Source organism: Blastococcus jejuensis, assembly GCF_039534705.1.
Taxonomy (GTDB): domain Bacteria; phylum Actinomycetota; class Actinomycetes; order Mycobacteriales; family Geodermatophilaceae; genus Blastococcus_B; species Blastococcus_B jejuensis.
In genome coordinates, this window is record NZ_BAAAVV010000002.1 from 462,399 (window position 1) to 481,686 (window position 19,288).

The 19,288-nt window shown below is 74.3% G+C and carries 20 protein-coding genes; 16 read left to right on the forward strand and 4 right to left on the reverse strand.

Features of this window, described 5'->3' with window-relative positions; genetic code table 11:
* Positions 1-213: 213 nt before the first annotated feature.
* The gene (locus tag ABD644_RS05925; RefSeq protein WP_344687728.1) at positions 214-2,067 is read left to right on the forward strand and encodes a SpoIIE family protein phosphatase; all 1,854 of its coding nucleotides are present in this window, start codon (positions 214-216) and stop codon (positions 2,065-2,067) included.
* A 91-nt stretch (positions 2,068-2,158) separates the two neighbouring features.
* Positions 2,159-3,145 carry a DNA topoisomerase IB gene (locus ABD644_RS05930; protein ID WP_344687729.1) on the forward strand — a complete coding sequence of 329 codons (987 nt, stop codon included), beginning with the start codon at positions 2,159-2,161 and terminating at the stop codon, positions 3,143-3,145.
* 49 nt (positions 3,146-3,194) lie between these two features.
* Here ABD644_RS05930 and ABD644_RS05935 read toward each other — a convergent pair whose 3' ends face one another.
* Together ABD644_RS05935 and ABD644_RS05940 are read right to left on the reverse strand one after the other, a co-directional pair.
* Entirely contained in the window at positions 3,195-3,593 is a 399-nt protein-coding gene (locus ABD644_RS05935; protein ID WP_344687731.1) for an STAS domain-containing protein, read from the reverse strand.
* Positions 3,594-3,859: 266 nt separating this feature from the next.
* A complete protein-coding gene (locus tag ABD644_RS05940; protein WP_344687732.1) occupies positions 3,860-4,168 on the reverse strand; it encodes a hypothetical protein in 309 nt (102 codons plus the stop codon).
* Between the two features lie 132 nt (positions 4,169-4,300).
* Here ABD644_RS05940 and ABD644_RS05945 point away from each other — a divergent pair, with 132 nt between their 5' ends.
* From ABD644_RS05945 to purU, 5 genes are all read left to right on the forward strand, one after another.
* Positions 4,301-4,876 carry a DUF1360 domain-containing protein gene (locus tag ABD644_RS05945; protein WP_344687733.1) on the forward strand — a complete coding sequence of 192 codons (576 nt, stop codon included), beginning with the start codon at positions 4,301-4,303 and terminating at the stop codon, positions 4,874-4,876.
* Between the two features lie 128 nt (positions 4,877-5,004).
* Complete coding sequence (gene ku, locus ABD644_RS05950) at positions 5,005-5,991, forward strand: non-homologous end joining protein Ku (RefSeq protein ID WP_344687734.1); 987 nt, start codon at positions 5,005-5,007, stop codon at positions 5,989-5,991.
* Position 5,992: 1 nt separating this feature from the next.
* Positions 5,993-7,468 carry a non-homologous end-joining DNA ligase gene (gene ligD / locus ABD644_RS05955; protein ID WP_344687735.1) on the forward strand — a complete coding sequence of 492 codons (1,476 nt, stop codon included), beginning with the start codon at positions 5,993-5,995 and terminating at the stop codon, positions 7,466-7,468.
* On the forward strand, positions 7,465-8,391 hold the full coding sequence (ligD, locus tag ABD644_RS05960) for a non-homologous end-joining DNA ligase (protein ID WP_344687736.1): 927 nt from the start codon (positions 7,465-7,467) through the stop codon (positions 8,389-8,391). The genes ligD (ABD644_RS05955) and ligD (ABD644_RS05960) overlap by 4 nt, the downstream gene beginning before the upstream one ends.
* A 34-nt stretch (positions 8,392-8,425) precedes the next feature.
* Entirely contained in the window at positions 8,426-9,292 is an 867-nt protein-coding gene (gene purU / locus ABD644_RS05965; protein WP_344687737.1) for a formyltetrahydrofolate deformylase, read from the forward strand.
* On the opposite strand, the gene ABD644_RS05970 is transcribed toward purU, so the two are convergent.
* Together ABD644_RS05970 and ABD644_RS05975 are read right to left on the reverse strand one after the other, a co-directional pair.
* Entirely contained in the window at positions 9,293-10,240 is a 948-nt protein-coding gene (locus tag ABD644_RS05970) for a proteasome assembly chaperone family protein (RefSeq protein WP_344687738.1), read from the reverse strand.
* A gap of 82 nt (positions 10,241-10,322) precedes the next feature.
* Positions 10,323-11,651, reverse strand: a complete 1,329-nt coding sequence (locus ABD644_RS05975) for an AI-2E family transporter (protein ID WP_344687739.1) — start codon at positions 11,649-11,651, stop codon at positions 10,323-10,325.
* Between the two features lie 98 nt (positions 11,652-11,749).
* Here ABD644_RS05975 and ABD644_RS05980 point away from each other — a divergent pair, with 98 nt between their 5' ends.
* The 9 genes from ABD644_RS05980 (at position 11,750) to ABD644_RS06020 (ending at position 19,286) form a co-directional block, all read left to right on the forward strand.
* Entirely contained in the window at positions 11,750-12,217 is a 468-nt protein-coding gene (locus ABD644_RS05980; protein WP_344687740.1) for a PPOX class F420-dependent oxidoreductase, read from the forward strand.
* 38 nt (positions 12,218-12,255) lie between these two features.
* Entirely contained in the window at positions 12,256-12,852 is a 597-nt protein-coding gene (locus tag ABD644_RS05985) for an RNA polymerase sigma factor (protein WP_344687741.1), read from the forward strand.
* The gene (locus ABD644_RS05990) at positions 12,849-13,379 is read left to right on the forward strand and encodes a hypothetical protein (protein WP_344687743.1); all 531 of its coding nucleotides are present in this window, start codon (positions 12,849-12,851) and stop codon (positions 13,377-13,379) included. Before ABD644_RS05985 ends, ABD644_RS05990 begins: the two co-directional genes overlap by 4 nt.
* 91 nt (positions 13,380-13,470) lie before the next feature.
* Positions 13,471-14,163: a hypothetical protein gene (locus ABD644_RS05995; protein WP_344687744.1), complete on the forward strand. Its 693-nt coding sequence runs from the start codon at positions 13,471-13,473 to the stop codon at positions 14,161-14,163.
* Between the two features lie 16 nt (positions 14,164-14,179).
* Complete coding sequence (locus tag ABD644_RS06000; protein ID WP_344687745.1) at positions 14,180-16,588, forward strand: hypothetical protein; 2,409 nt, start codon at positions 14,180-14,182, stop codon at positions 16,586-16,588.
* Between the two features lie 56 nt (positions 16,589-16,644).
* Complete coding sequence (locus tag ABD644_RS06005) at positions 16,645-17,205, forward strand: RNA polymerase sigma factor (RefSeq protein WP_344687746.1); 561 nt, start codon at positions 16,645-16,647, stop codon at positions 17,203-17,205.
* Positions 17,202-17,858, forward strand: a complete 657-nt coding sequence (locus ABD644_RS06010; protein WP_344687747.1) for a hypothetical protein — start codon at positions 17,202-17,204, stop codon at positions 17,856-17,858. Before ABD644_RS06005 ends, ABD644_RS06010 begins: the two co-directional genes overlap by 4 nt.
* Before the next feature lie 73 nt (positions 17,859-17,931).
* Positions 17,932-18,477 carry a hypothetical protein gene (locus ABD644_RS06015; protein WP_344687748.1) on the forward strand — a complete coding sequence of 182 codons (546 nt, stop codon included), beginning with the start codon at positions 17,932-17,934 and terminating at the stop codon, positions 18,475-18,477.
* Positions 18,478-18,533: 56 nt separating this feature from the next.
* A complete protein-coding gene (locus ABD644_RS06020) occupies positions 18,534-19,286 on the forward strand; it encodes a dienelactone hydrolase family protein (protein WP_344687749.1) in 753 nt (250 codons plus the stop codon).
* Positions 19,287-19,288: the final 2 nt, after the last annotated feature.

The following is a 19,288-nucleotide window of genomic DNA, read 5'->3' on the forward strand; positions in this document are numbered from 1 at the left end:
GCCATCGAGGCGTCGCGTTCCATCAACCCCGCCAGGCCGTTCCCGGCCCTCGTGCGGAGGCGTTGCACCATGGTCCGAACACCATGGTCCCGCAAATCGCCCGAAGGGGGCGGGTACCCCCCTCGATGACCCGGTAAACCGGTGATCACAGTCGCAGATCCGACGTCGTGGCGCGGTTGCCGGGGCGCACACCCTGGGGTTGGCTGGCCGGAGATGAGCGCCAGCCCCGGCAATGTGCCACCCCGTTCCGAGCGTGCCGAGGACGCGGGTGCCACCGTGCTGCTCGCCGCCATGGAGGACGCGCCGTCGGCGATCTTCTGCTTCACGGCGTCCGACGCGGAGCCGGTCTGGGCCAACGCACAGGCGCGGGCCCTGGCGCCGCGCTCCGAGCACCTGCCGACCATCGACGGCCGCCACGTCGCCGACGTGGTCGAACGCGTGCTGCGCTCGGGTCGCCCGGAGACCCTCAGCGGTCCGATGGGTGACGGCGGGCCGCCCGCGACCGCCGTCGTCCGCCCGCTGCGCATCGACGGCGGCCCGGCCGTCCTGCTCGTCCTGGAGCCCGATCCGCCGGCCGGGACGACGCCGGCCTGGCCGCGACGGCCCGACGTCGTCGAGCTGGCCCAGCTCTCGCTGCTCCCGCCCTCCCTGCCGCTCATGCCCGATCTCCGGCTCTCGGGCAGCTACCACCGGGCCTCGTTGGCCGGCGCGGCCGGCGGGGACTGGTACGACGCGGTGCCGCTCGGCGACGGCCGGCTCGCCCTCGTCATCGGTGACGCCGTCGGGCACGGAGTGCCCGCAGCGGGGGCCATGAGCCGGCTGCGCGGCGCGATGCGGTCCACGGCGCTGCGCGACCCCTCGCCGTCGGTCGTGCTCGCGGCCCTCGACGACTTCGCCCGGCAGATGGACGACGTCGAAGGTGCCTCGGTCTTCTACGGCGTGCTCGACGCCGGTACCGGTCGGCTCGTCTACGGCGCCGCCGGGCACCCCGCCCCGCTGATCGTCGAAGCCGACGGCCGCACGTCGTTCCTGCCCGTCGTGCCGCGACCGCCGCTGGGCAGCGTGCCCGGCGCCGAGACGCCCGTCGCCGAGACCGTCCTCGACCAGGGCGCCACCCTGGTGCTGTACTCGAACGGCGCCCTCGCCGGGGGCAGCCCGGGACCGGTGGCCGCCCTCGACCGCCTGGCCGAGGCGGCCCGCGAGGTGCTGGCCCGGCCCGACGCGCTCGACGCCGCAGGGTCGGCCGGGCTGGCCGAGGCGATCGCCGAAGGTGTCCGCCGCCCGCAGGGCTGGCTCGACGACGTCGCCGTCCTCGTCGCGCACCGGTGCGAGGACGGGCTGGAGCCGTTGCGGCTCGAACTCGTCGCCGTCCCGTCGGCGCTGCCCGGCGTCCGCCGGCGGCTCGGTGACTGGCTGGCCGGGCTCGGCATGGGCGAGCAGGACCGGGTGGGCGTGATGGTCGCCGTCGGCGAGGCGTGCGCCAACGCCGCCGAGCACGCCTACCGGGGTCGCGAGCCCGGACCGCTGACCGTGGTCGCCGCGGTCGACGTCGACGGCGTGCTCACCGTGACCGTGCAGGACCAGGGCACCTGGCGGCCGCCGGACCGCGACCCGGGTGACCGGGGGCGCGGCCTGCTGATCATGCGGCAGCTGGTCGACGCCGTCGTCCTCCAGGAGGAGCAGGGCACGACGCTCACGCTCAGCCTCCGGCTGCGCCGCACCGCCGGGGAGGAGGACGAGCGGGAGGTCGCCGTGGGCAACGCGGCCGTCTCCGTGGAGCGGTCGGGGGAGCTGCCGGTGGTCCGGGTGAGCGGCGTCGTCGACGAGGGTGCGGCCGATCAGCTCCGGATCCGGATGCTGGAGGCCAGCCGCGGCGGCACCACGCCGATCGAGCTCGACGTCACCGACGTCGGGCTGTTCAGCAGCGCCGCCGTCCGCGAGGTGCTGGCCCTGGCCCGCATCGCGCGGGACGAGGGGTGGCGGCTGGTCGCGCGGGCACCGGTGGGCGGTGTGACCCGCCACGTGCTGGAGATCAGCGGCCTCACTGAGCTGGTCGACCTCCACTGAACCGGGCCCGGTCGGGCGAGTTCCGGTCCGTCGGGGTTTGCCCGCACGCGCCGGTGCTCATCACCCCGGGGTGAGATTGCGGCGGAGCGACGTGAACGGCCCCGGGTACCGACGTCGCCGGGCGGGCCGCGGCTTCGCCTACTACGACACCGACGGCGCCCTCATCAAGGACGAGCGCGTCGACCGCATCCGCGCGCTGGCGATCCCGCCAGCGTGGAAGGACGTCTGGATCTGCCCATGGCCCCACGGCCACATCCAGGCGACCGGCGTCGACGCCGCCGGCCGGCGCCAGTACCGCTACCACGACCAGTGGCGGGCCCGCCGCGACGCGGAGAAGCACGAGCGGGTGCTGTCGATCGCCCACCAGCTGCCCGACGTCCGGGATGCTGTGGTGGCGGCCATCCGCACCCGCGGGCTGAACCGGGAGCGCGTGCTCGCCACCGCCGTCCGGCTGCTCGACCTCGGCACGTTCCGCATCGGCAGCGAGCAGTACGCCGAGGAGAACGGCACCTACGGGCTGGCCACGCTCAAGCGCGAGCACGTGCACGTGCGCGGCGAGCGGACCTTCTTCTCCTACACGGCGAAGGGCGGGCTGGAGCGCGAGGTCGAGATCACCGACCGGCCGACGGCCACCGTCGTCCGGCAGCTGCTGGAGCGTCCGGACGACGCGGGGGAGGACCTGCTCGCCTACCAGCTGGACGACGGCTCCTGGCGGGACGTGACCAGTGACGAGATCAACGTGTTCCTCAAGGAGATCAGCGACGCGGAGATCACCGCGAAGGACTTCCGGACCTGGAACGCGACGGTGCTCATGGCCGCCACCCTCGCCGAGACTCCGCCGCCGGCCTCCCGGACGGCGCGCAAGAAGGCGATCCAGGCCGCGTACGTGCGGGTCTCCGAGCACCTGGGCAACACCCCGGCGGTCTGCAAGGCCAGCTACGTCGACCCCCGGGTCGTCGACCGGTTCGAGCACGGGGAGACGGTCGCCGCCGCCCTGCAGGACGCCGCCGCGGCGGAGGGGGACCGGGACGCCCAGCGGGCGCTCGAGCAGGCGGTCTGCCGGATGCTGTCGGCCTGAGACGCGACGAGGGGCCCCGCCGGATCCGGCGGGGCCCCTCGTCGGCGGTTCAGCGGGTGGGGCTGTCGGCGATCGTGAACAGATCGATCAGACCGGTCACCTCGAGCGGGCGGGTGACCGCGCGCGTGGTCGCGATCAGCTGCAGGCCGACCTCGCGGGACCGGGCCGACTTCTGGGTCTCGACCAGCACGGCGAGACCGGCGGAGCCCAGGAACTGGACGCCGGAGAGGTCGATGATCAGCTCGGGCGGCTGCTGCTCGAGCTGGGTGTCGAGAGTCGAGCGCAGGACCGGAGCGGTGAACGTATCGACTTCGCCGACGACCGTCACCGTCACCACGCCGTCCTCACCGGTGGAGCTGGAGAGCGTGATCACGTCGTCGAAGGGTGCTTCGGTGCCCTCGGTCGACACGTCGGGCTGCCCCTCGGCAGGCAGGTCGGAAGTCGTCACGGACAGTGCTCCTCTCGGCGGTACCCGGATGGCGGACCGCCCGGACAATCTACCGCTGTGCGACGCCGGACCCCGGAGGTCCCGGTCGCCGCGGGTGGTCGAACGTGTCGGGGCAGGGTCTTGGCGGACCCGGTCCCGTGGCGGCTGACTGCTCAACCGTGATCCCAAACGTAGACAACCGATCGCAGACGCGCCAACCCGCCCCCGGGGGACGCGTGTCCCCCGGAAGCGGGTCTGGGCGGTTCCGCTGAGTGGCCGGGAGCGGGTCAGCCGTCGGTCACGTGCAGCGCGGCCTCCTCGGGGCCTCGCCCGCGGGCGGGGTCCTCGGCCGGACGGACGCCGGGCGCGTCGTCCGGGATCTCCCGGGCCAGTCGGCCGTCGAGCGACTCGCCCTCGGCCTGCTCGACCGAGGTGGTGCCGAAGTCCACGCTGGCGCCCGGTCGCTCGCCGGGCAACGGGGCGAACTCCGGGTCCTCGGCGGCGGCCATGCCGGGCGAGTCGTCCTGTGCGACCTCGGGGAGGCCCTCGGCCTCCGGGGAGACGTCGCGAGCGGTCTGGCCCTCCGGCTGCGTCATGACTGTCGTGCCTTTCGTCGGTGTGTCGTTCCGTGCTCCCGACCCGCCCTACCCGTGCCCCGCCGGTGCATGCCTGATGTGGTCCTTCCCGCGTCCGGCATGGGGGACGGTGCCCGGGGGTAGCGCGCTCCCATGGCACTCGCAGAGGACGTCCAGCGGCTCGCCCGCCCGGTGCGGCGGTGGGCCCGCACGCAGCAGCGCGAGTACACCCGGGGCGCCGAACGGCCCCTCGCCGGCGACCTCGGTGCGATGGGCGTCTACCTGGGCCTGGTGACCGCCGGCATCGCGACGGTCCGCGCCCGGGGCACGGATCTTCCCGCCCGGATCCCGCTGGGTGACCTGGCGCTGCTGACGGTGGCCACCTTCCGGCTGTCCCGCCGCATCGCCAAGGACCCCGTGACCAGCCCGCTGCGCGCGCCGTTCACGACGTTCGAGGGCCCGTCCGGCCACGCGGAGGTCGCCGAGGAGGTGCGGGAGCACGGGGGCGCCAAGCACGCCGTCGGCGAGCTGCTCACCTGCCCGTTCTGCCTGGCTCAGTGGGTGGCCACCGGGCTGGTGTTCGGGTACGCGACCGCGCCGAAGGCGACCCGGCTGGCGGCGCTGACCATGTCGATGGTCGCCGGGTCCGACGTGCTGCAGTTCGCCTACGACGCGATCCAGAAGGGCAGCCTCGACCCCGAGGACCACGACCCCGCGCCGCCGCGCTGATCGCCGGCGCGTCCTCCCTCGGGGGGACCCGGCGCACCGCCGGACCTGCCGAGACGCACTCCCCGCGCCTATCCTGCGATCTTGAGAAGGGCGCCGGGAGTCCGGCGCCGCTGGGAGGCGGGGCAGGCATGCGATCGATCTGGCGCGGGGCCGTCTCCTTCGGACTCGTCAGCATCGGCGTGAAGCTGTACTCGGCCACCGAGGACAAGGACATCCGCTTCCACCAGGTGCACGTGGCCGACGGCGGCCGCATCAAATACCGGCGGGTGTGCTCGATCGACGGCGAGGAGGTCGAGTACGGCGACATCGGCAAGGGCTACGAGCTGCCCGACGGTCAGGTCGTCGTCCTCACCGACGAGGACTTCGACGACCTCCCGCTGAGCACCCGGCGCGAGATCGAGGTGCTGCAGTTCGTCGCGCAGGACGAGATCGACCCGATCATGTTCGAGAAGACCTACTACCTCGAGCCCGACGGTCCCGCCGCGCGGCCCTACGTGCTGCTGCGCGAGGCCCTGGAGAACGCCGGCCAGGTGGCGATCACGAAGATCGCCATCCGCCAGCGGGAGTCGCTCGCGGCGCTGCGGGTCCGCGACGGCGTCCTGGTGCTGCACACGATGCGCTGGCCCGACGAGATCCGCCGTCCCGACTTCGCCTTCCTCGACGAGGACATCAGCGTCCGGCCGCAGGAGCTGAAGATGGCCGAGGCGCTGATCAGCTCGATGACCGGCGAGTTCGACGCGAGCGAGTTCAGCGACGACTACCGCGAGGCGATGACCGCGCTGCTCGAGGCCAAGCAGAGCGGCGGCGAGGTCCAGCAGGTGCCCGAGGTGGCCGACGAGGGCGCCGCCGTCGTCGACCTGATGAGCGCCCTGCGGCGCAGCGTCGAGCGGGCCCGCGGCGGTGCCGACGACTCCGCCGCGGAGGACGAGGCGCCGGCGGAGAAGCCGGCCGCGAAGAAGGCCCCGGCGAAGAAGGCGGCCGCGAAGCCGGCGGCGAAGACCGCCGCGGCGAAGAAGACGACGGCGGCGAAGAAGACGGCGACGGCGGAGAAGACGACGGCGGAGAAGCCGGCCGCGAAGAAGGCTCCCGCCAAGCGCGCCCGCCGCAGAGCCTGACGTGCCGTCCCGGCGGGAGGACCCGCTCGCCGAGTACCGCGCGAAGCGGGACCCCGGACGGACCGCCGAGCCGGTGCCGGAGGCGGGCACCCCGCTCCCGGCCGGCGACGACGACACCTTCGTCGTCCAGGAGCACCACACGCCGCGCGGGGCGGGGGAGCGGGTGCACTGGGACCTGCGCCTGGAGCGCGACGGCGTCCTGAAAAGCTGGGCGGTGCCCAAGGGGCCGCCGCTCGAGCAGGGCACCAACCGGCTGGCGGTGCCGACCGAGGACCACCCGCTCGAGTACGCGTCGTTCCGCGGCACCATCGCCGCCGGCGAGTACGGCGGCGGGCACGTCACCCTCTGGGACGCCGGCCGCTACGCCACCGAGAAGTGGGACGAGCGGCACATCATCGTCGCCTTCGACGGGCGACGGCTCGCCGGCCGCTACGCGCTGTTCCCGGTGGACGACGGTGCCTGGAACATCCGCAAGCTCGACGCCACGCGCCCGCCCGAGGCCGACGAGCCGCCGCCGGCACCCCTGCCGATGCTCGCCGCGGCGAGCGGCGACCTGCCCGAGGACGACGCCGCGTGGGGCTATGAGTTCAAGTGGGACGGCGTGCGCGCCGTCGCCGCGGTGCGCGGCGGCGACCTGGCCCTCACGTCGCGGAAGGGCACCGACATCACCGTCCGGTACCCGGAGCTCGGGCGGCTGCCGGACGCGCTGGCCGGGCACGACGCCGTCGTCGACGGCGAGATCGTGGCCATGGACGACCGGGGCCGCCCCGACTTCGGCGCCCTGCAGAACCGGATGCACCGCACCGGCCCGGAGGTGGCGCGGCTGGCCGCCGCCAACCCGGTCACCTACCTGGTGTTCGACCTGCTGTCCTGGGACGGGGAGGACCTGCTCGCCGTGCCGTACGCGCAGCGCCGGGCCCGGCTCGACGCCCTGGGGATCGCCGGGCACCGCTGGGTGGCGACGCCGTGGTTCGAGGGCAATGGCTCGGGGGTGGGCGCCGACGTGCTCGCGGCCAGCCAGGAGAACGGCCTCGAGGGCGTCGTCGCCAAGCGGCTGGACTCGGTCTACCGGCCGGGCGTGCGCGGCCCCGACTGGCGCAAGGTCAAGAACTTCCGCACCCAGTCGGTCGTCGTCGGCGGGTGGCGGCCCGGCCAGGGGCGGCGGGCCGGGGGCATCGGGTCGCTGCTGTTCGGGGTGCCCGACGACGAGGGGCGGCTGGTCTACGCCGGGCACGTGGGCACGGGTTTCAGCGACCAGGACCTCGCCGACCTGAAGCGGATGCTCACCTCGCGCGCGACCTCACCGTTCGAGGGCACGCTCCCGCGCGAGGTGACCCGCGACGCGCACTGGGTGGAGCCGGACCTGGTCGGCGAGGTCGCCTACGCCGTCTGGACGGCGGAGGGGCGGCTGCGGCACCCGTCGTGGCGCGGCGTGCGCGAGGACCTGGAACCCGACGACGTGGTGATGGAGTCGTGAGCCCGGCCAAGCAGCGGGTCGAGATCGACGGGCGGACACTGTCGGTGTCGAACCTGGACAAGGTGCTCTTCCCCGAGGTCGGGTTCACCAAGGCGCAGGTGATCGACTACTACGTCCGCGTCGCGCCGGTCCTGCTCCCGCACCTGGCCGGCCGGCCGGTCACGTTCACCCGGTGGCCCGACGGGGTCGACGGGCAGACCTTCTTCGAGAAGAACAGCGCGCGGCACGCCCCCGCCTGGGTCCGCCGGGTGACCATCCCCAGCCCCGGCAGCTCGACCGGCCGGGAGACGCTCGACATGGTCGTGCTGGAGTCGGTCGCCGACCTGGCGTGGGCGGCGAACCTCGCCGCGCTGGAGCTGCACGTGCCGCAGTGGCAGGTCGACGACGACGGCGTCCCGCAGCTGCCCGACCTGCTGGTGCTCGACCTCGACCCCGGACCGGAGACCGGTCTGGCCGAGTGCTGCGCCGTCGCCGAGCGGCTGGGGGAGCGCCTGGAGGCCGACGGGCTGGACCCGGTCGTCAAGACCTCCGGCTCGAAGGGCATGCAGGTCTACGCGCCGATCGTCTCCGCCGACCGGGAGCACGCCAGCCGGTACGCGAAGGCGCTGGCCCAGGAGCTCTCGGCGCAGACGCCCGACGACGTCGTCTGGCGCATGGAGAAGGTGCTGCGGCCGGGCAAGGTGCTCATCGACTGGAGCCAGAACAACCCGGCGAAGACCACCGTGGCGCCGTACTCGCTGCGCGCGCGGGACGGGGCGACGGTGTCGACGCCGATCGGGTGGGACGAGGTCGACGCCGTCCGCGAGGGGGCGGATCCGGCGACCTTGCGGTTCACCACCGACGAGGTGCTGGCCCGGGTCGAGGAGTACGGCGACCTGTTCGACGTCGCGGGCGCCCGGCGGGTGGAGCTGCCGGAGGCCTGATCGCGGGCAGGGGCGTCTGGGAGGATGTCCCACCGTGTCCGCGCCTGCCTCCTCCGACATCGGGCGGCTGGTCGTCCGCTGCCCCGACCGGCCCGGGATCGTCGCCGTCCTCAGCGGACTGATGGCCGAGCTCGGGGCCAACATCACCGACTCCCAGCAGCACTCGTCGGACCCGACGGGCGGCACCTTCACGCTGCGTCTGGAGTTCCTGCTGGCGGGGCTCGCGCAGCGCCGTCCCGAGCTGGAGCGGCGGCTGGCGGCACTCGGCGCCGACTGGCAGATGACCTGGCGGCTGACCGACGCCGCGCACCGCCCGACCCTCGCGGTGTTCGTCAGCAAGACCGACCACGTGCTCCAGGAGCTGATCTACCGCGTGCGCGCCGGTGACCTGCGCGCCGAGATCGCCATGGTCGTCTCCAACCACCTCGACCTGGAGCCGGTCGCCCGCGGCGCGGGGATCCCCTTCCACCACATCCCGGTGACGCCGTCGACGAAGGCCGACGCCGAGGCGCGGGCGCTGGACCTGCTCGGCGACGTCGACCTGGTGGTGCTCGCCCGCTACATGCAGATCGTCTCGGCCGACTTCTGCAGCCGGTTCCCGGAGCGGCTGATCAACATCCACCACAGCTTCCTGCCGGCGTTCGTCGGCGCGAACCCGTACCAGGCGGCCCACGACCGCGGCGTGAAGCTGATCGGCGCGACGGCGCACTACGTGACGCCCGAGCTCGACGCCGGGCCGATCATCGAGCAGGAGGTCGCCCGCGTGGACCACCGCGCCACGGTGGAGGACATGCGCCGGGTGGGCCGCTACGTGGAGCGCCAGGTGCTCGCCCAGGCCGTGACCTGGCACGTCGAGGACCGCGTGATCGTCGAGGGCCCCCGCACGATCGTCTTCGCCTGATCAATCGCGGCGGCGGTCCTGGTCGGCCAGGAAGCGCTCGAACTCCGCGCCGATCTCCTCCGCGCTGGGCACCTCGCCGGTCTCGCTCAGCAGGCCGGTGCCCTCCCGGGCGGCGGTGAACGTGTCGAACTGCTGCTCGAGCGCGGTCACGACGGCGGTGTTCTCGGGGGACGCCGCGATCTGCTCGTCGATCTCGGTCCGGTTGGCCTCGGCGGCCTCGCGCAGGGCCTCGACCGGCAGGTGCAGCCCGGTCAGCTTCGCCAGGTGCTCCAGCAGGGTCATCGACGCCGCCGGGTAGGTGGCCTGCGCGAGGTAGTGCGGGACGTGCGCCGCGACCCCGAGGGCGTCGACGCCGGCCTCACCCATGCGGAGCTCGAGCAGCGCGGCGACGCTGCCGGGGATCCGCATCTCGCTCCAGTAGACGGGATAGGGCTCTATGAGCTGGCGACGCGTCGCGTGCGCGGTCACCGTGACCGGGCGGGTGTGCGGGACCGGCATGGGGATGGCCTGCAGGGCCACCAGCGACGTGACGCCGAGCCGGTCCACCAGCCCGCGCACGGCCGCGACGAACCGCTCCCAGGCGAAGTCGGGCTCGACGCCGTGCAGCAGCAGGAACGGCTCGCCGGCGTCGTCCTCCAGCGCGTACAGCAGGATCTCCGGCGCGCTGAACGACACGTACCGGTCGCCGTTGAAGGTCATCCGCGGCCGGTGCCCGCGGTAGTCGACGAGGCTGTCGACGTCGAAGCGCGCGATCGTCTCGTGCGGAAGGCTGGCCAGCAGGTGGGCGCCGGCCATGGCGCCGGCATGGGCGGCGTCGAACTCGCCGGCGAGGTCGTGCACCAGGACCAGACCCCGGCGCTCGCTCGGCTCGCCGACGGCGGCCTCCCGGGTCAGGAAGCGCTCGGCCTCGGGGAGCAGCTCGACGAGCTCCTCCGGTCGCTGGGCCACGGTCGGTCCTCCTCGGAGAGTGGATGTGTGCGGTGCAGCCACGGCGGGAGCCGTCGCATTCCCGCCGTCCTTCGGCCGGAGGTCAGCGGGGCGCCTCGTCGCCTGCGGGCCGGTCGGGTGGCACGGCGGCCGGCTCGCGGACGAGCTCCGCCCCCGACCGGTCGCCCTCGATCCGGGCCCGCGTTCCGTCGTCCTCGACCTCCGGTGACTGGTCGTCGAGCTCGTCGCGCACGTAGCGGTAGACGACGGCGATCAGCGCGGCGATCGGGACGCTGAGGAACGCCCCGGTGATGCCGGCCAGGCTGCTGCCCGCCGTGACGGCGAGGATGACCACGGCCGCGTGCAGGTTGAAGCCCCGGCCCTGGATGATCGGCTGCAGGATGTTGCCCTCGATCTGCTGCACGAGGACGACGATCCCGAGCACGATCAACGCGGTCGTGAAGCCGTTGCTCACCAGCGCCACCAGGACCGCGAAGGCGCCGGCGACGAACGCACCGATGATCGGGACGAACCCGCCGAAGAAGGTCAGCACGGCCAGCGGGATCACCAGGGGGACGCCGAGGATCCACAGCCCGATGCCGATGAAGAACGCGTCGATGAAGCCGACCAGGGCCTGCTGGCGGATGAACTCCGAGAGCGTCGCCCAGGTCTTGTACGACAGCGCCGCGACGTGCCGGGAGGCGCGCGGGCCGGTCTGCGCCGAGAGCCACGGGACCCAGCGCGGGCCGTCCTTCAGGAAGAAGAAGACCAGCACGAGCGCCAGGATCAGGTTGATCAGGCTGTTGCCCACCGCCGAGGCGCCGGTCAGGGCGTAGCCGGCGATGTTCTGGGCGTTGCCCTGGATCGAGTTGATGACCGAGTCGACGGCATCGCCGATCTGGTCCTCGCCCAGGTTGAACGGCGGGCCCTGCAGCCACTGCTGCACGTCCTGCAGGGCCGCGGTGGCCGCGTCGGCGAGGTCGGTCACCTGGTCGGCCACCGACGGCGCGATGGCGGCGATGATGCCGGCGAAGGCGGCGATGAAGCCGAGCAGCACGGTGGTCGCGGCCAGGGCCGGGGGCCAGCGGTGGTTGCGCAGGAACCGGGTCGCCGGCCACAGCACGGTGGCGATCAGCAGGCCGAGCACGATCGGCAGCAGGATCGACCAGAGCTTGCCCAGGACCCAGAACAGCAGGTACAGCGCGGCGGCGATCAGGAGCAACTGGGCCGAGGCCATCGCCAGCGTGCGCGAGGCGCGCTGCACCTTCGGGCCGCGGCCGGTCGTCGGTGCCGGTGCCTGCGTGACCTCGGCGCCCGGCTCGAGGCCCGGCCGCGAGTCGGTGTGGTCGGGGGCGGCCTCGTTCTGAGCGGCCTGGTTCGGGGCGGCCTCGTCCGGCTGATCGGCGGAACGACCGGGAAGACGGAGCCTCATGCGGTCGATCTCAGCACACGAGCGTCCGCCGGACCGGCCGGGAAAGGATCTCCGCCCGTCGCGTCACCCATGTCGGTGGTGCGTCGTAGCGTCGTGCCATGCCGAAGACAGCGACCGCCGACCGGGTCGACCGCGACGCCCTGCTGGAGTTCCTCCGCCCCCGCCACCAGGCCGTGCTGCTCACCCGTCGGCGCGATGGCGGCGCGCAACTCTCCCCGGTGACCTGCGGCGTCGACCCGGAGGGGCGCATCGTGGTGTCGACGTATCCGCAGCGCGCCAAGGTCGCCAACGCCCGCCGCGACCCGGCGGTCTCGCTGTGCGTGCTCTCGCCCGAGTGGGACGGGCCCTGGGTGCAGGTCGACGGGGAGGCGGAGGTGCTCGACCTGCCCGAGGCGCTCGAGCCGCTCGTCGACTACTACCGCTCGATCAGCGGGGAGCACCCCGACTGGGCGGAGTACCGGGCGGCGATGAGCCGGCAGGGCAAGTCCCTCCTGCGGATCACCGTGACCCGCTGGGGGCCGGTGGCGACGGGCGGATTTCCCGCCGAGGTAGTCGACAAGCTCTGAACCTTGCTTCTGTCCATGAAAGCTGTCAGGCTTGCGGGGTGCCGTACGTGTTGACCGTCGACCAGCGGGCCAGCCGGCGTACGCCCGACCGGGTGGCCGACGTGCTCCGCGACCTGAACGCCACCGTTCCCGCGGTGCTCGGTTTCGAGCGCACCGCGGGCGACGAGTTCCAGGGCGTCCTCGCCGGCCCCGCCGAGGTGGTCGACGTCGTCCTGCGGCTGGTCCGGGTCGGCGGCTGGAGCATCGGCGTCGGGGCCGGGCCGGTGCAGACGCCGCTGCCCGCCAGTACCCGCGCCGGCGCGGGCCCGGCGTTCCTCAGTGCCCGGCGGGCGGTCGACGCGGCCAAGCAGCGGCCGACCCGGCTGGCGGTCCGTGGGGCGGTGCCGGTCGACGCCGGCGACGCCCAGGCCGTGCTCAGCGCCCTCGCGGTGGTCGTCGAACGCCGCAGCGAGCAGGCGTGGGAGGCGATCGCCCTGGTCGACGCGGGGCGCACCCAGGCCGAGGCCGCCGGCGAGCTCGGCATCTCCCGGCAGGCGGTGGGGCAGCGGCTGGCTGCCGGCCTGTGGGAGCTCGAGCGCGAGCTGCGCCCCACGGCCGCCCGGCTGCTCGCCCGCGCCGCGGGGCAGGCCGCATGAGCGCCGGCATGAACGTCGCCGTCCTGGTGGTCCTCGGTCTCACCGCGGCCGGCGGGCTGGTCCTCACCGCGCGTGGTGAACGGCTGCGCACGCCCTGGGGGGCGGTCGGGCTCGCCGCGCTCCTCGCGGTGGCCGGTGCCCTGGCGTGGGCCGGCGGGGACGCGTCCGACGGGCTCGCCGAGGGGGCCGCCGTGGCCGCCGTCCTCGCCGCGATCGCCGCCGGTGGCCCGGTCGCGACCGGGGTGCTGCGCGTGGCCGACCCCCGGGCGGTGGGGGTGACCGGTGGTCCGCAGGACCCCGACATCCTCCGCGGCGGCGCCTGGATCGGCGTGCTCGAGCGCGCCACCGTCGCGGCGGCGCTGCTGGCCGGCTCCGCGGAGGGGCTGGTCGTGCTGGCCGCGGTCAAGGGTCTCGGGCGGTACGCCGAGCTGCGTGCGCCCGCCGCCGCCGAGCGGTTCATCCTCGGCACGCTGGCCAGCGGGCTGTGGGCGGCGGCCTGCGTCGGTGTCGCCCTGCTCCTGCGCTGAGCGACGCCCGATCGGGTGGCCCCCGGACCTGCTCGTTTGCCGGTGCGGATCACCGGGAAGGGGTGCCTGCGACCCCGACCAGGAGGTACCCGTGAGCCAGAACGACGAACTGCGACCGCTCTCGCCCGAGGAGCTCGCCGCCGAGACCGGCGCGGCGCTGCCGGACAAGGAGGTCATCTCCCTGCTCGACCTCAACGCCGACCTCGACATCGCCCTCGACGCCGCGGCGCCCATCGACCTCGCGGTCGCGGCCAACGCCAACGTCGCGGCCCCGATCGACGCCGCCGTCGGCGCCAACGTGCTGTCGGTCGATTCGACCGCCCAGGCGCTCTCGGACCAGGGCGTGGTCATCGACCAGGGCATCACCGGGGCGGCGACGGCCACCGCGCCCCAGGACAGCACCATCGACCAGTCCGACGACACCGTGGGCACCGGCACCGCCGACGGCACCACCGGCAGCACCGATGCGGCGGCCGGCACGGGCACCGACGGCACGAGCACCGAGGTGGGCGCCCTGCCCACCGACACCGGCGGCATGCTCGACGGCAACCTGCTCAACGTCGACGTCGACCTCGCGGCGGACCTCGACCTGGCCTCGCCGATCGCGGGCGCCGTGGCGGCCAACGCCAACGTGGCCGCGCCGATCGACGCCGCCGTCGCGGCCAACGTGGGCTCGGTCGGTTCCGAGGCCACCGCGATCAGCCAGCAGGACGCGATCATCACGCAGGACATCGACGCGAACGCCACGGCGACGGCCGACCAGCAGTCCGACATCACCCAGTGATGCGGGCGGCCGCCGAGTGACCGCACCACCCAGTACCCCGGGGGAGGCCCCGGGTCCGGTCGTCGCCGGACCCGGGGCCGACGCCGACGTCCTCGTCCGCGCCGACGGCGTGCAGTTGCTGGGCGAGGTGCCCGGATCCGGCTACCGGCGCCCGCCCGCGCTCGCCCGCCGGGGCGACGGGCAGGTCATCTCGCTGACCCCGCTGCTGCACCAGGTGCTGCTCGCCGTCGACGACCGGCGCACCGTCGCCGAGGTCGCCGAGCAGGTGAGCACCGCGACCGGGCGCGGGGTGCGCCCGGAGGACGTGCGTCAGCTGGTCGACGCGTCCCTGCGCCCGCTGGGCCTGCTCCGCCGGGCCGACGGGACCGAGCCGGAGGTCCGGCGCTCGAACCCGCTGCTCGCCCTCAAGCTCCGCCGGGTCGTCACCGATCCCGCCGTCACCCGGCGAATCACCGCGCCGTTCGCCGTCCTGTTCAGCCCGCTGATCGTCGTCCCCGTGGTCGTGGCCTTCGTCGCCGTCTCGGCCTGGGTGCTGTTCTCGCAGGGGCTGGCGGCCGCGACGGCGCAGGCCTTCGGGAACCCGGCGCTGTTCCTGGCCGTCGTCGTCCTCACCGTCCTGTCGGCCGGCTTCCACGAGTTCGGGCACGCCGCAGCGGCCCGGTACGGCGGCTCGACCCCCGGTGCGATGGGCTTCGGCTTCTACCTCTTCTGGCCGGCCTTCTACACCGACGTCACCGACTCCTACACCCTCGGCCGGGCCGGCCGGGTGCGCACCGACCTGGGCGGCCTGTACTTCAACGCGCTGGTGGTGCTCGCCTCGTTCGGCGTCTGGTGGCTCACCGGCTGGCACGCGGTGCTGCTCCTGGTGGCAACCCAGATCCTGCAGATGATCCGCCAGCTGTTGCCGCTGCTGCGCTTCGACGGGTACCACGTGCTCGCCGACCTGACCGGCGTCCCCGATCTCTACCAGCGCATCGGCCCGATCCTGAAGGGGCTCGTCCCGGGGCACTGGCACCAGCCGGAGGCGACCGCGCTGAAGACCTGGGCGCGCGTCGTCGTGATCGCCTGGGTGCTGATCGTGGTACCGCTGATGGCGCTGTCGCTGCTGCTGGTGGTCCTGTCCCTGCCGCGGCTGCTCGGCACCGCGTGGGCCGCGCTGGGGAAGCAGGCCGACCTGCTCGGTGCCGCGTTCGACGACGGCGACGTCCTCGGCGCGCTGGCCCGCGTGCTGGCCATGGTGGCGGTCGTCGTCCCGTTCCTCGGCCTCGCCTACGTGGTGGTCCGCCTCGTCAAGGGCGCGGTGACCGGCGTGGCGCGCCGCACGGAGGGGCGTCCGGGCCGCCGGGCCCTGGCCGCCGTCCTCGCGGCAGCGCTCGTGGCGGGTCTGGCCTGGGCCTGGTGGCCGACGGACGACCGCTACCGCCCGGTGCGCGCCTGGGAGGGCGGCACGGTCCTCGACGCCGTCCCCGCGTCGAGCAGCAGCGCCCTCACCGAGGGCTCCCTCGGCTCGGCGACGACGGTCTGGCCGGCAGACGCGGGCCCGCTGCCCACCGCGGACCGCCCGGTGCTGGCGATGGTCCTCGTCCCGGCCGACCAGCAGGTCGCCGAGGGCACCGAGGGCACGACCGGCGGCGACGGCGCCGCGCCCACCTGGGTGTTCCCCTTCGACCGGCCCCCGGCGCCCGGGGAGGGCGACAACCAGGCGCTCGCGGTCAACACCGAGGACGGCTCGGTGCTCTACGACGTCACGTTCGCCCTCGTCTGGGTGGACGAGGACGACGACGCGCTCAACCGCAACGAGGCCTACGCGCTGGCCAGCTGCCGCGACTGCCAGACGGTCGCCGTCGCCTTCCAGGTCGTCCTCCTGGTCGGCTCGGTCGACGTCGTCGTCCCGCAGAACCTCTCGGCCGCGGTCAACTACGCATGCGTCGAGTGCGTGACCTACGCGCTGGCCACGCAGCTGGTCGTGAGCCTCCCGGGTGAGCTCGGTGCGGACGGTCAGCGGGCGCTCGCCGAGATCTGGGCGGATCTCCAGGAGTTCGGGGAAGGCATCGAGGGCATCCCGCTGGCCGAGCTGCGCGACCGGCTGACCGAGTTCGAGAAGCGCATCCTCGACGTCGTCCAGCAGGAGAGCACGGACGCCGGCCCGCCGGGCGAGGCCGACGACCCGGCGACGGGGGCCACCACCGACGACGGGACCATCACCGACGGCGATCCCGCCGGCCCGACCGGCTCGGACAGCGGCGGCACCACCGACGACGGCGACGGTTCGTCGGGCTCGACCGGGACCGCGACGACCACCGGCGCCGCCACGTCCACCCCGGCCCCGAGCACCTCCCCGGCGCCGACGAGCGCCCCCGCGTCGACGACGGAGGCCGGCACCCCGAGCGCGACGTCGACCGCGGAGGCGACGCCGACCGGCTGACGGGCACGCCGTCGCGGTACCGAAAGATCCGGCCCCGTGCCGGACACACTGTGCGCGTGACGGCTGTCCAGAGCGACGCGGACCGGCGGCGCCGCTTCGAGGGGGTGGTCGCGGCGGTGTACGAGCCGGTCCAGCGGTATCTGCGCCGGCGGACCGATCCCGCCACCGCCGACGACGTGCTCGGTGACGTGCTGCTGGTGCTCTGGCGGCGCCTCGACGACGTGCCGGCCGAGCTGCCCCTGCCCTACGCCTACGGGGTGGCCCGCGGGTGCCTGGCGAACAGCCGGCGCAGCGCCGTCCGACAGGAGCGGGTGGTGCAGCGCCTGGCGCAGCAGCACCGGCCGGGGGACGACGCCGACGACGACGACGGCGACGACGACGCCGCCCTGGCCGAGGCGCTCGAAGCGCTGCCCGACGCCGACCGGGAGCTGCTGCGGTTGTGGGCCTGGGAGCAGCTCGCACCACGCGAGCTGGCGCTGGTGCTCGGCATCAGCGCGAACGCGGTGAGCATCCGGCTGCACCGGGCCAAGCAGAAGCTGAGGGATGTGGTGGCCGCGCGAAAGGACGACGACCCGTCCGGACAGAACCAGGCGAGACGGGGAGGTGGCGCGCGATGAGCGGCATGTCGGACGACGAGCTGCGCGCCCGCCTGGCCCGGATCGACCCGGCGCCCGCCGGGAGTCCCGTCGACCCCGTCACGAGCCCGCGGGCTCAGGAACTGGTGGAGCGCGCCATGAACGCACCCGAGCTGCAGACCCTCGACACCGACGCCCCGACCGACGAGCTGGCCGCCCGCCGGCGCCGCCGGTGGCTGCTCCCGGCCGCGGCGGCGGCCGTGCTCGTCGCCGCGCTGGTGGGCGCCGTCGTGGTACTGACCGGCAGCGACCGCGTCGGGGTCGTCCCCGGCCAGGACCAGGACCCGACCGTCCTCGCGCTGTCCTTGCCCCCGTCGGACGTGGCCGGCTCCTGCATGATGTTCGACGTCGCGTTCCTCGCCCAGATGCCGGTCGCGTTCGCCGGGTCGGTGACCGCGATCGACGCCGACCAGGTGACCCTCGACGTGGACCGCTGGTACCGCGGTGGCGACGCGGACCTGGTCACCGTGGCCGTGCCCCCGCAGCAGACCTCGGCCGCGCTCGACGGTGTCGACTTCCGGCAGGGCGAGCGCTACCTCGTCACCGCGACCGACGGCACCGTCAACGGGTGCGGGTTCAGCGGCCCGGCGGAGCCGCAGCTCGAGCAGGCGTTCGAGCAGGCCTTCGGCGGCTGACCGCGTCCCGAGCGGCCCGGGGCCGGGCCGGGGAGAATGGCGGTCGTCCCGTCGTCGTCCTCCTGGAGGCCCTGTGTCCGAGTCGCCCGCAGCCGGTGACCTCCGCAATCCCGATCTGCTGGGCGTCTACTGCAACGACCACCTCGCCGCCGCCACCGGTGGCATCGAGCTGGTCGGCCGCATGCTCGGCCGGCACCGGGGGAGCCCGTTCGAGGCCCGCCTGGAGGAGCTGCTGGGGGAGCTCCGCGAGGAGCGTGCCGCCCTGCGGCAGTCCATGGCGGCGCTGGGCATCCCGGTCCGCCAGTACAAGCAGGTGGCCTCCTGGATCGGGGAGAAGCTCGCCCGGGCGAAGCTCAACGGGCACCTGATCTCCCGGTCCCCGCTCAGCGACCTGGTGGAGTTCGAGTTCATCGCCACCGCGGTGCTGGCCAAGCGGGCCGGCTTCGAGACGCTGCGGGTGGTCGCCACCGTCGAGCCCCGCCTCGAGGAGCCGCTGCTCGAGCGGCTGATCGCGCAGGCCGACAAGCAGCACCAGTGGCTGGCCGACGCCCGGCGGGAGGTCGCCGCCGGGGTCTTCGGTGGCTCTCCCGGGCCGGCCGACGCCGCCGCCGACAGCTGAGCGTCGGGGGGCGGCCGCCGGTCGCCGTCGCCGGGTCCGCCCGGTAGAACGAGGGCATGTGCCACGACCATGACAGCCGGCCGCCCGCCCCGCCGCGCAGCGGGGACGTCGCCGAGCGCGGCGTCCTCACCCTGACCTCGGCCGACGGCACCGAGTTCACCGCCGCCTACGCCGCACCGTCCGGGACGCCGCGCGTCGGTGTCGTCGTGCTGCCCGACGTCCGTGGGCTGCATCCGTACTACGTGGCCCTCGCCGAGCGCTTCGCCGAGACCGGGGCGGCGACGGTGGCCATCGACTACTTCGGCCGGACGGCGGGCGTCGCCGAGGGCGGCGTCCGGGGCGAGGACTTCGTGTTCCGGCCGCACGTCGAGGCCCTCCAACCCGAGCAGGTCGACATCGACCTCGCCGCAGCAATCGAGTACCTGCGGGGGCGCACCGAGCCGGACCTGCCCGTGGTCACCGTCGGGTTCTGCCTCGGGGGCAGCATGTCGTGGCGGCAGAGCGGCGGCGACCTCGACCTGGCCGGCTGCGCGGGCTTCTACGGCAAGCCGGGCGTCGTCGGGACGGCGGCGGAGCGCGCCCACCTGCCCACCGTGATGCTCATCGCCGGCGCCGACGCGGCCACCCCGGTCGCCGACCAGCTCGCCCTCGCCGAGACCATGCGCGGTGCCGGCGCCGAGGTCGACGCGGTGGTCTACGACGGCGCGCCGCACTCCTTCTTCGACCGCGCGTACGGCGACTGGGCGCAGGCCTGCGCCGACGCGTGGGAGCACGTGCTGGCGCTCACCGACCGGGTCGCCCGAGGGTGACC

Excerpts from the sequence above, each read along its gene's own strand:
- ABD644_RS05925 (WP_344687728.1), top strand. The coding sequence starts at position 214 with ATGAGCGCCAGCCCCGGCAATGTGCCACCCCGTTCCGAGCGTGCCGAG.
- ABD644_RS05940 (WP_344687732.1), bottom strand. The coding sequence starts at position 4,168 with ATGACGCAGCCGGAGGGCCAGACCGCTCGCGACGTCTCCCCGGAGGCC.
- ABD644_RS05945 (WP_344687733.1), top strand. The coding sequence starts at position 4,301 with ATGGCACTCGCAGAGGACGTCCAGCGGCTCGCCCGCCCGGTGCGGCGG.
- ku (WP_344687734.1), top strand. The coding sequence starts at position 5,005 with ATGCGATCGATCTGGCGCGGGGCCGTCTCCTTCGGACTCGTCAGCATC.
- ABD644_RS05975 (WP_344687739.1), bottom strand. The coding sequence starts at position 11,651 with ATGAGGCTCCGTCTTCCCGGTCGTTCCGCCGATCAGCCGGACGAGGCC.
- ABD644_RS05980 (WP_344687740.1), top strand. The coding sequence starts at position 11,750 with ATGCCGAAGACAGCGACCGCCGACCGGGTCGACCGCGACGCCCTGCTG.
- ABD644_RS05990 (WP_344687743.1), top strand. The coding sequence starts at position 12,849 with ATGAGCGCCGGCATGAACGTCGCCGTCCTGGTGGTCCTCGGTCTCACC.
- ABD644_RS06010 (WP_344687747.1), top strand. The coding sequence starts at position 17,202 with ATGAGCGGCATGTCGGACGACGAGCTGCGCGCCCGCCTGGCCCGGATC.
- ABD644_RS06020 (WP_344687749.1), top strand. The coding sequence starts at position 18,534 with ATGTGCCACGACCATGACAGCCGGCCGCCCGCCCCGCCGCGCAGCGGG.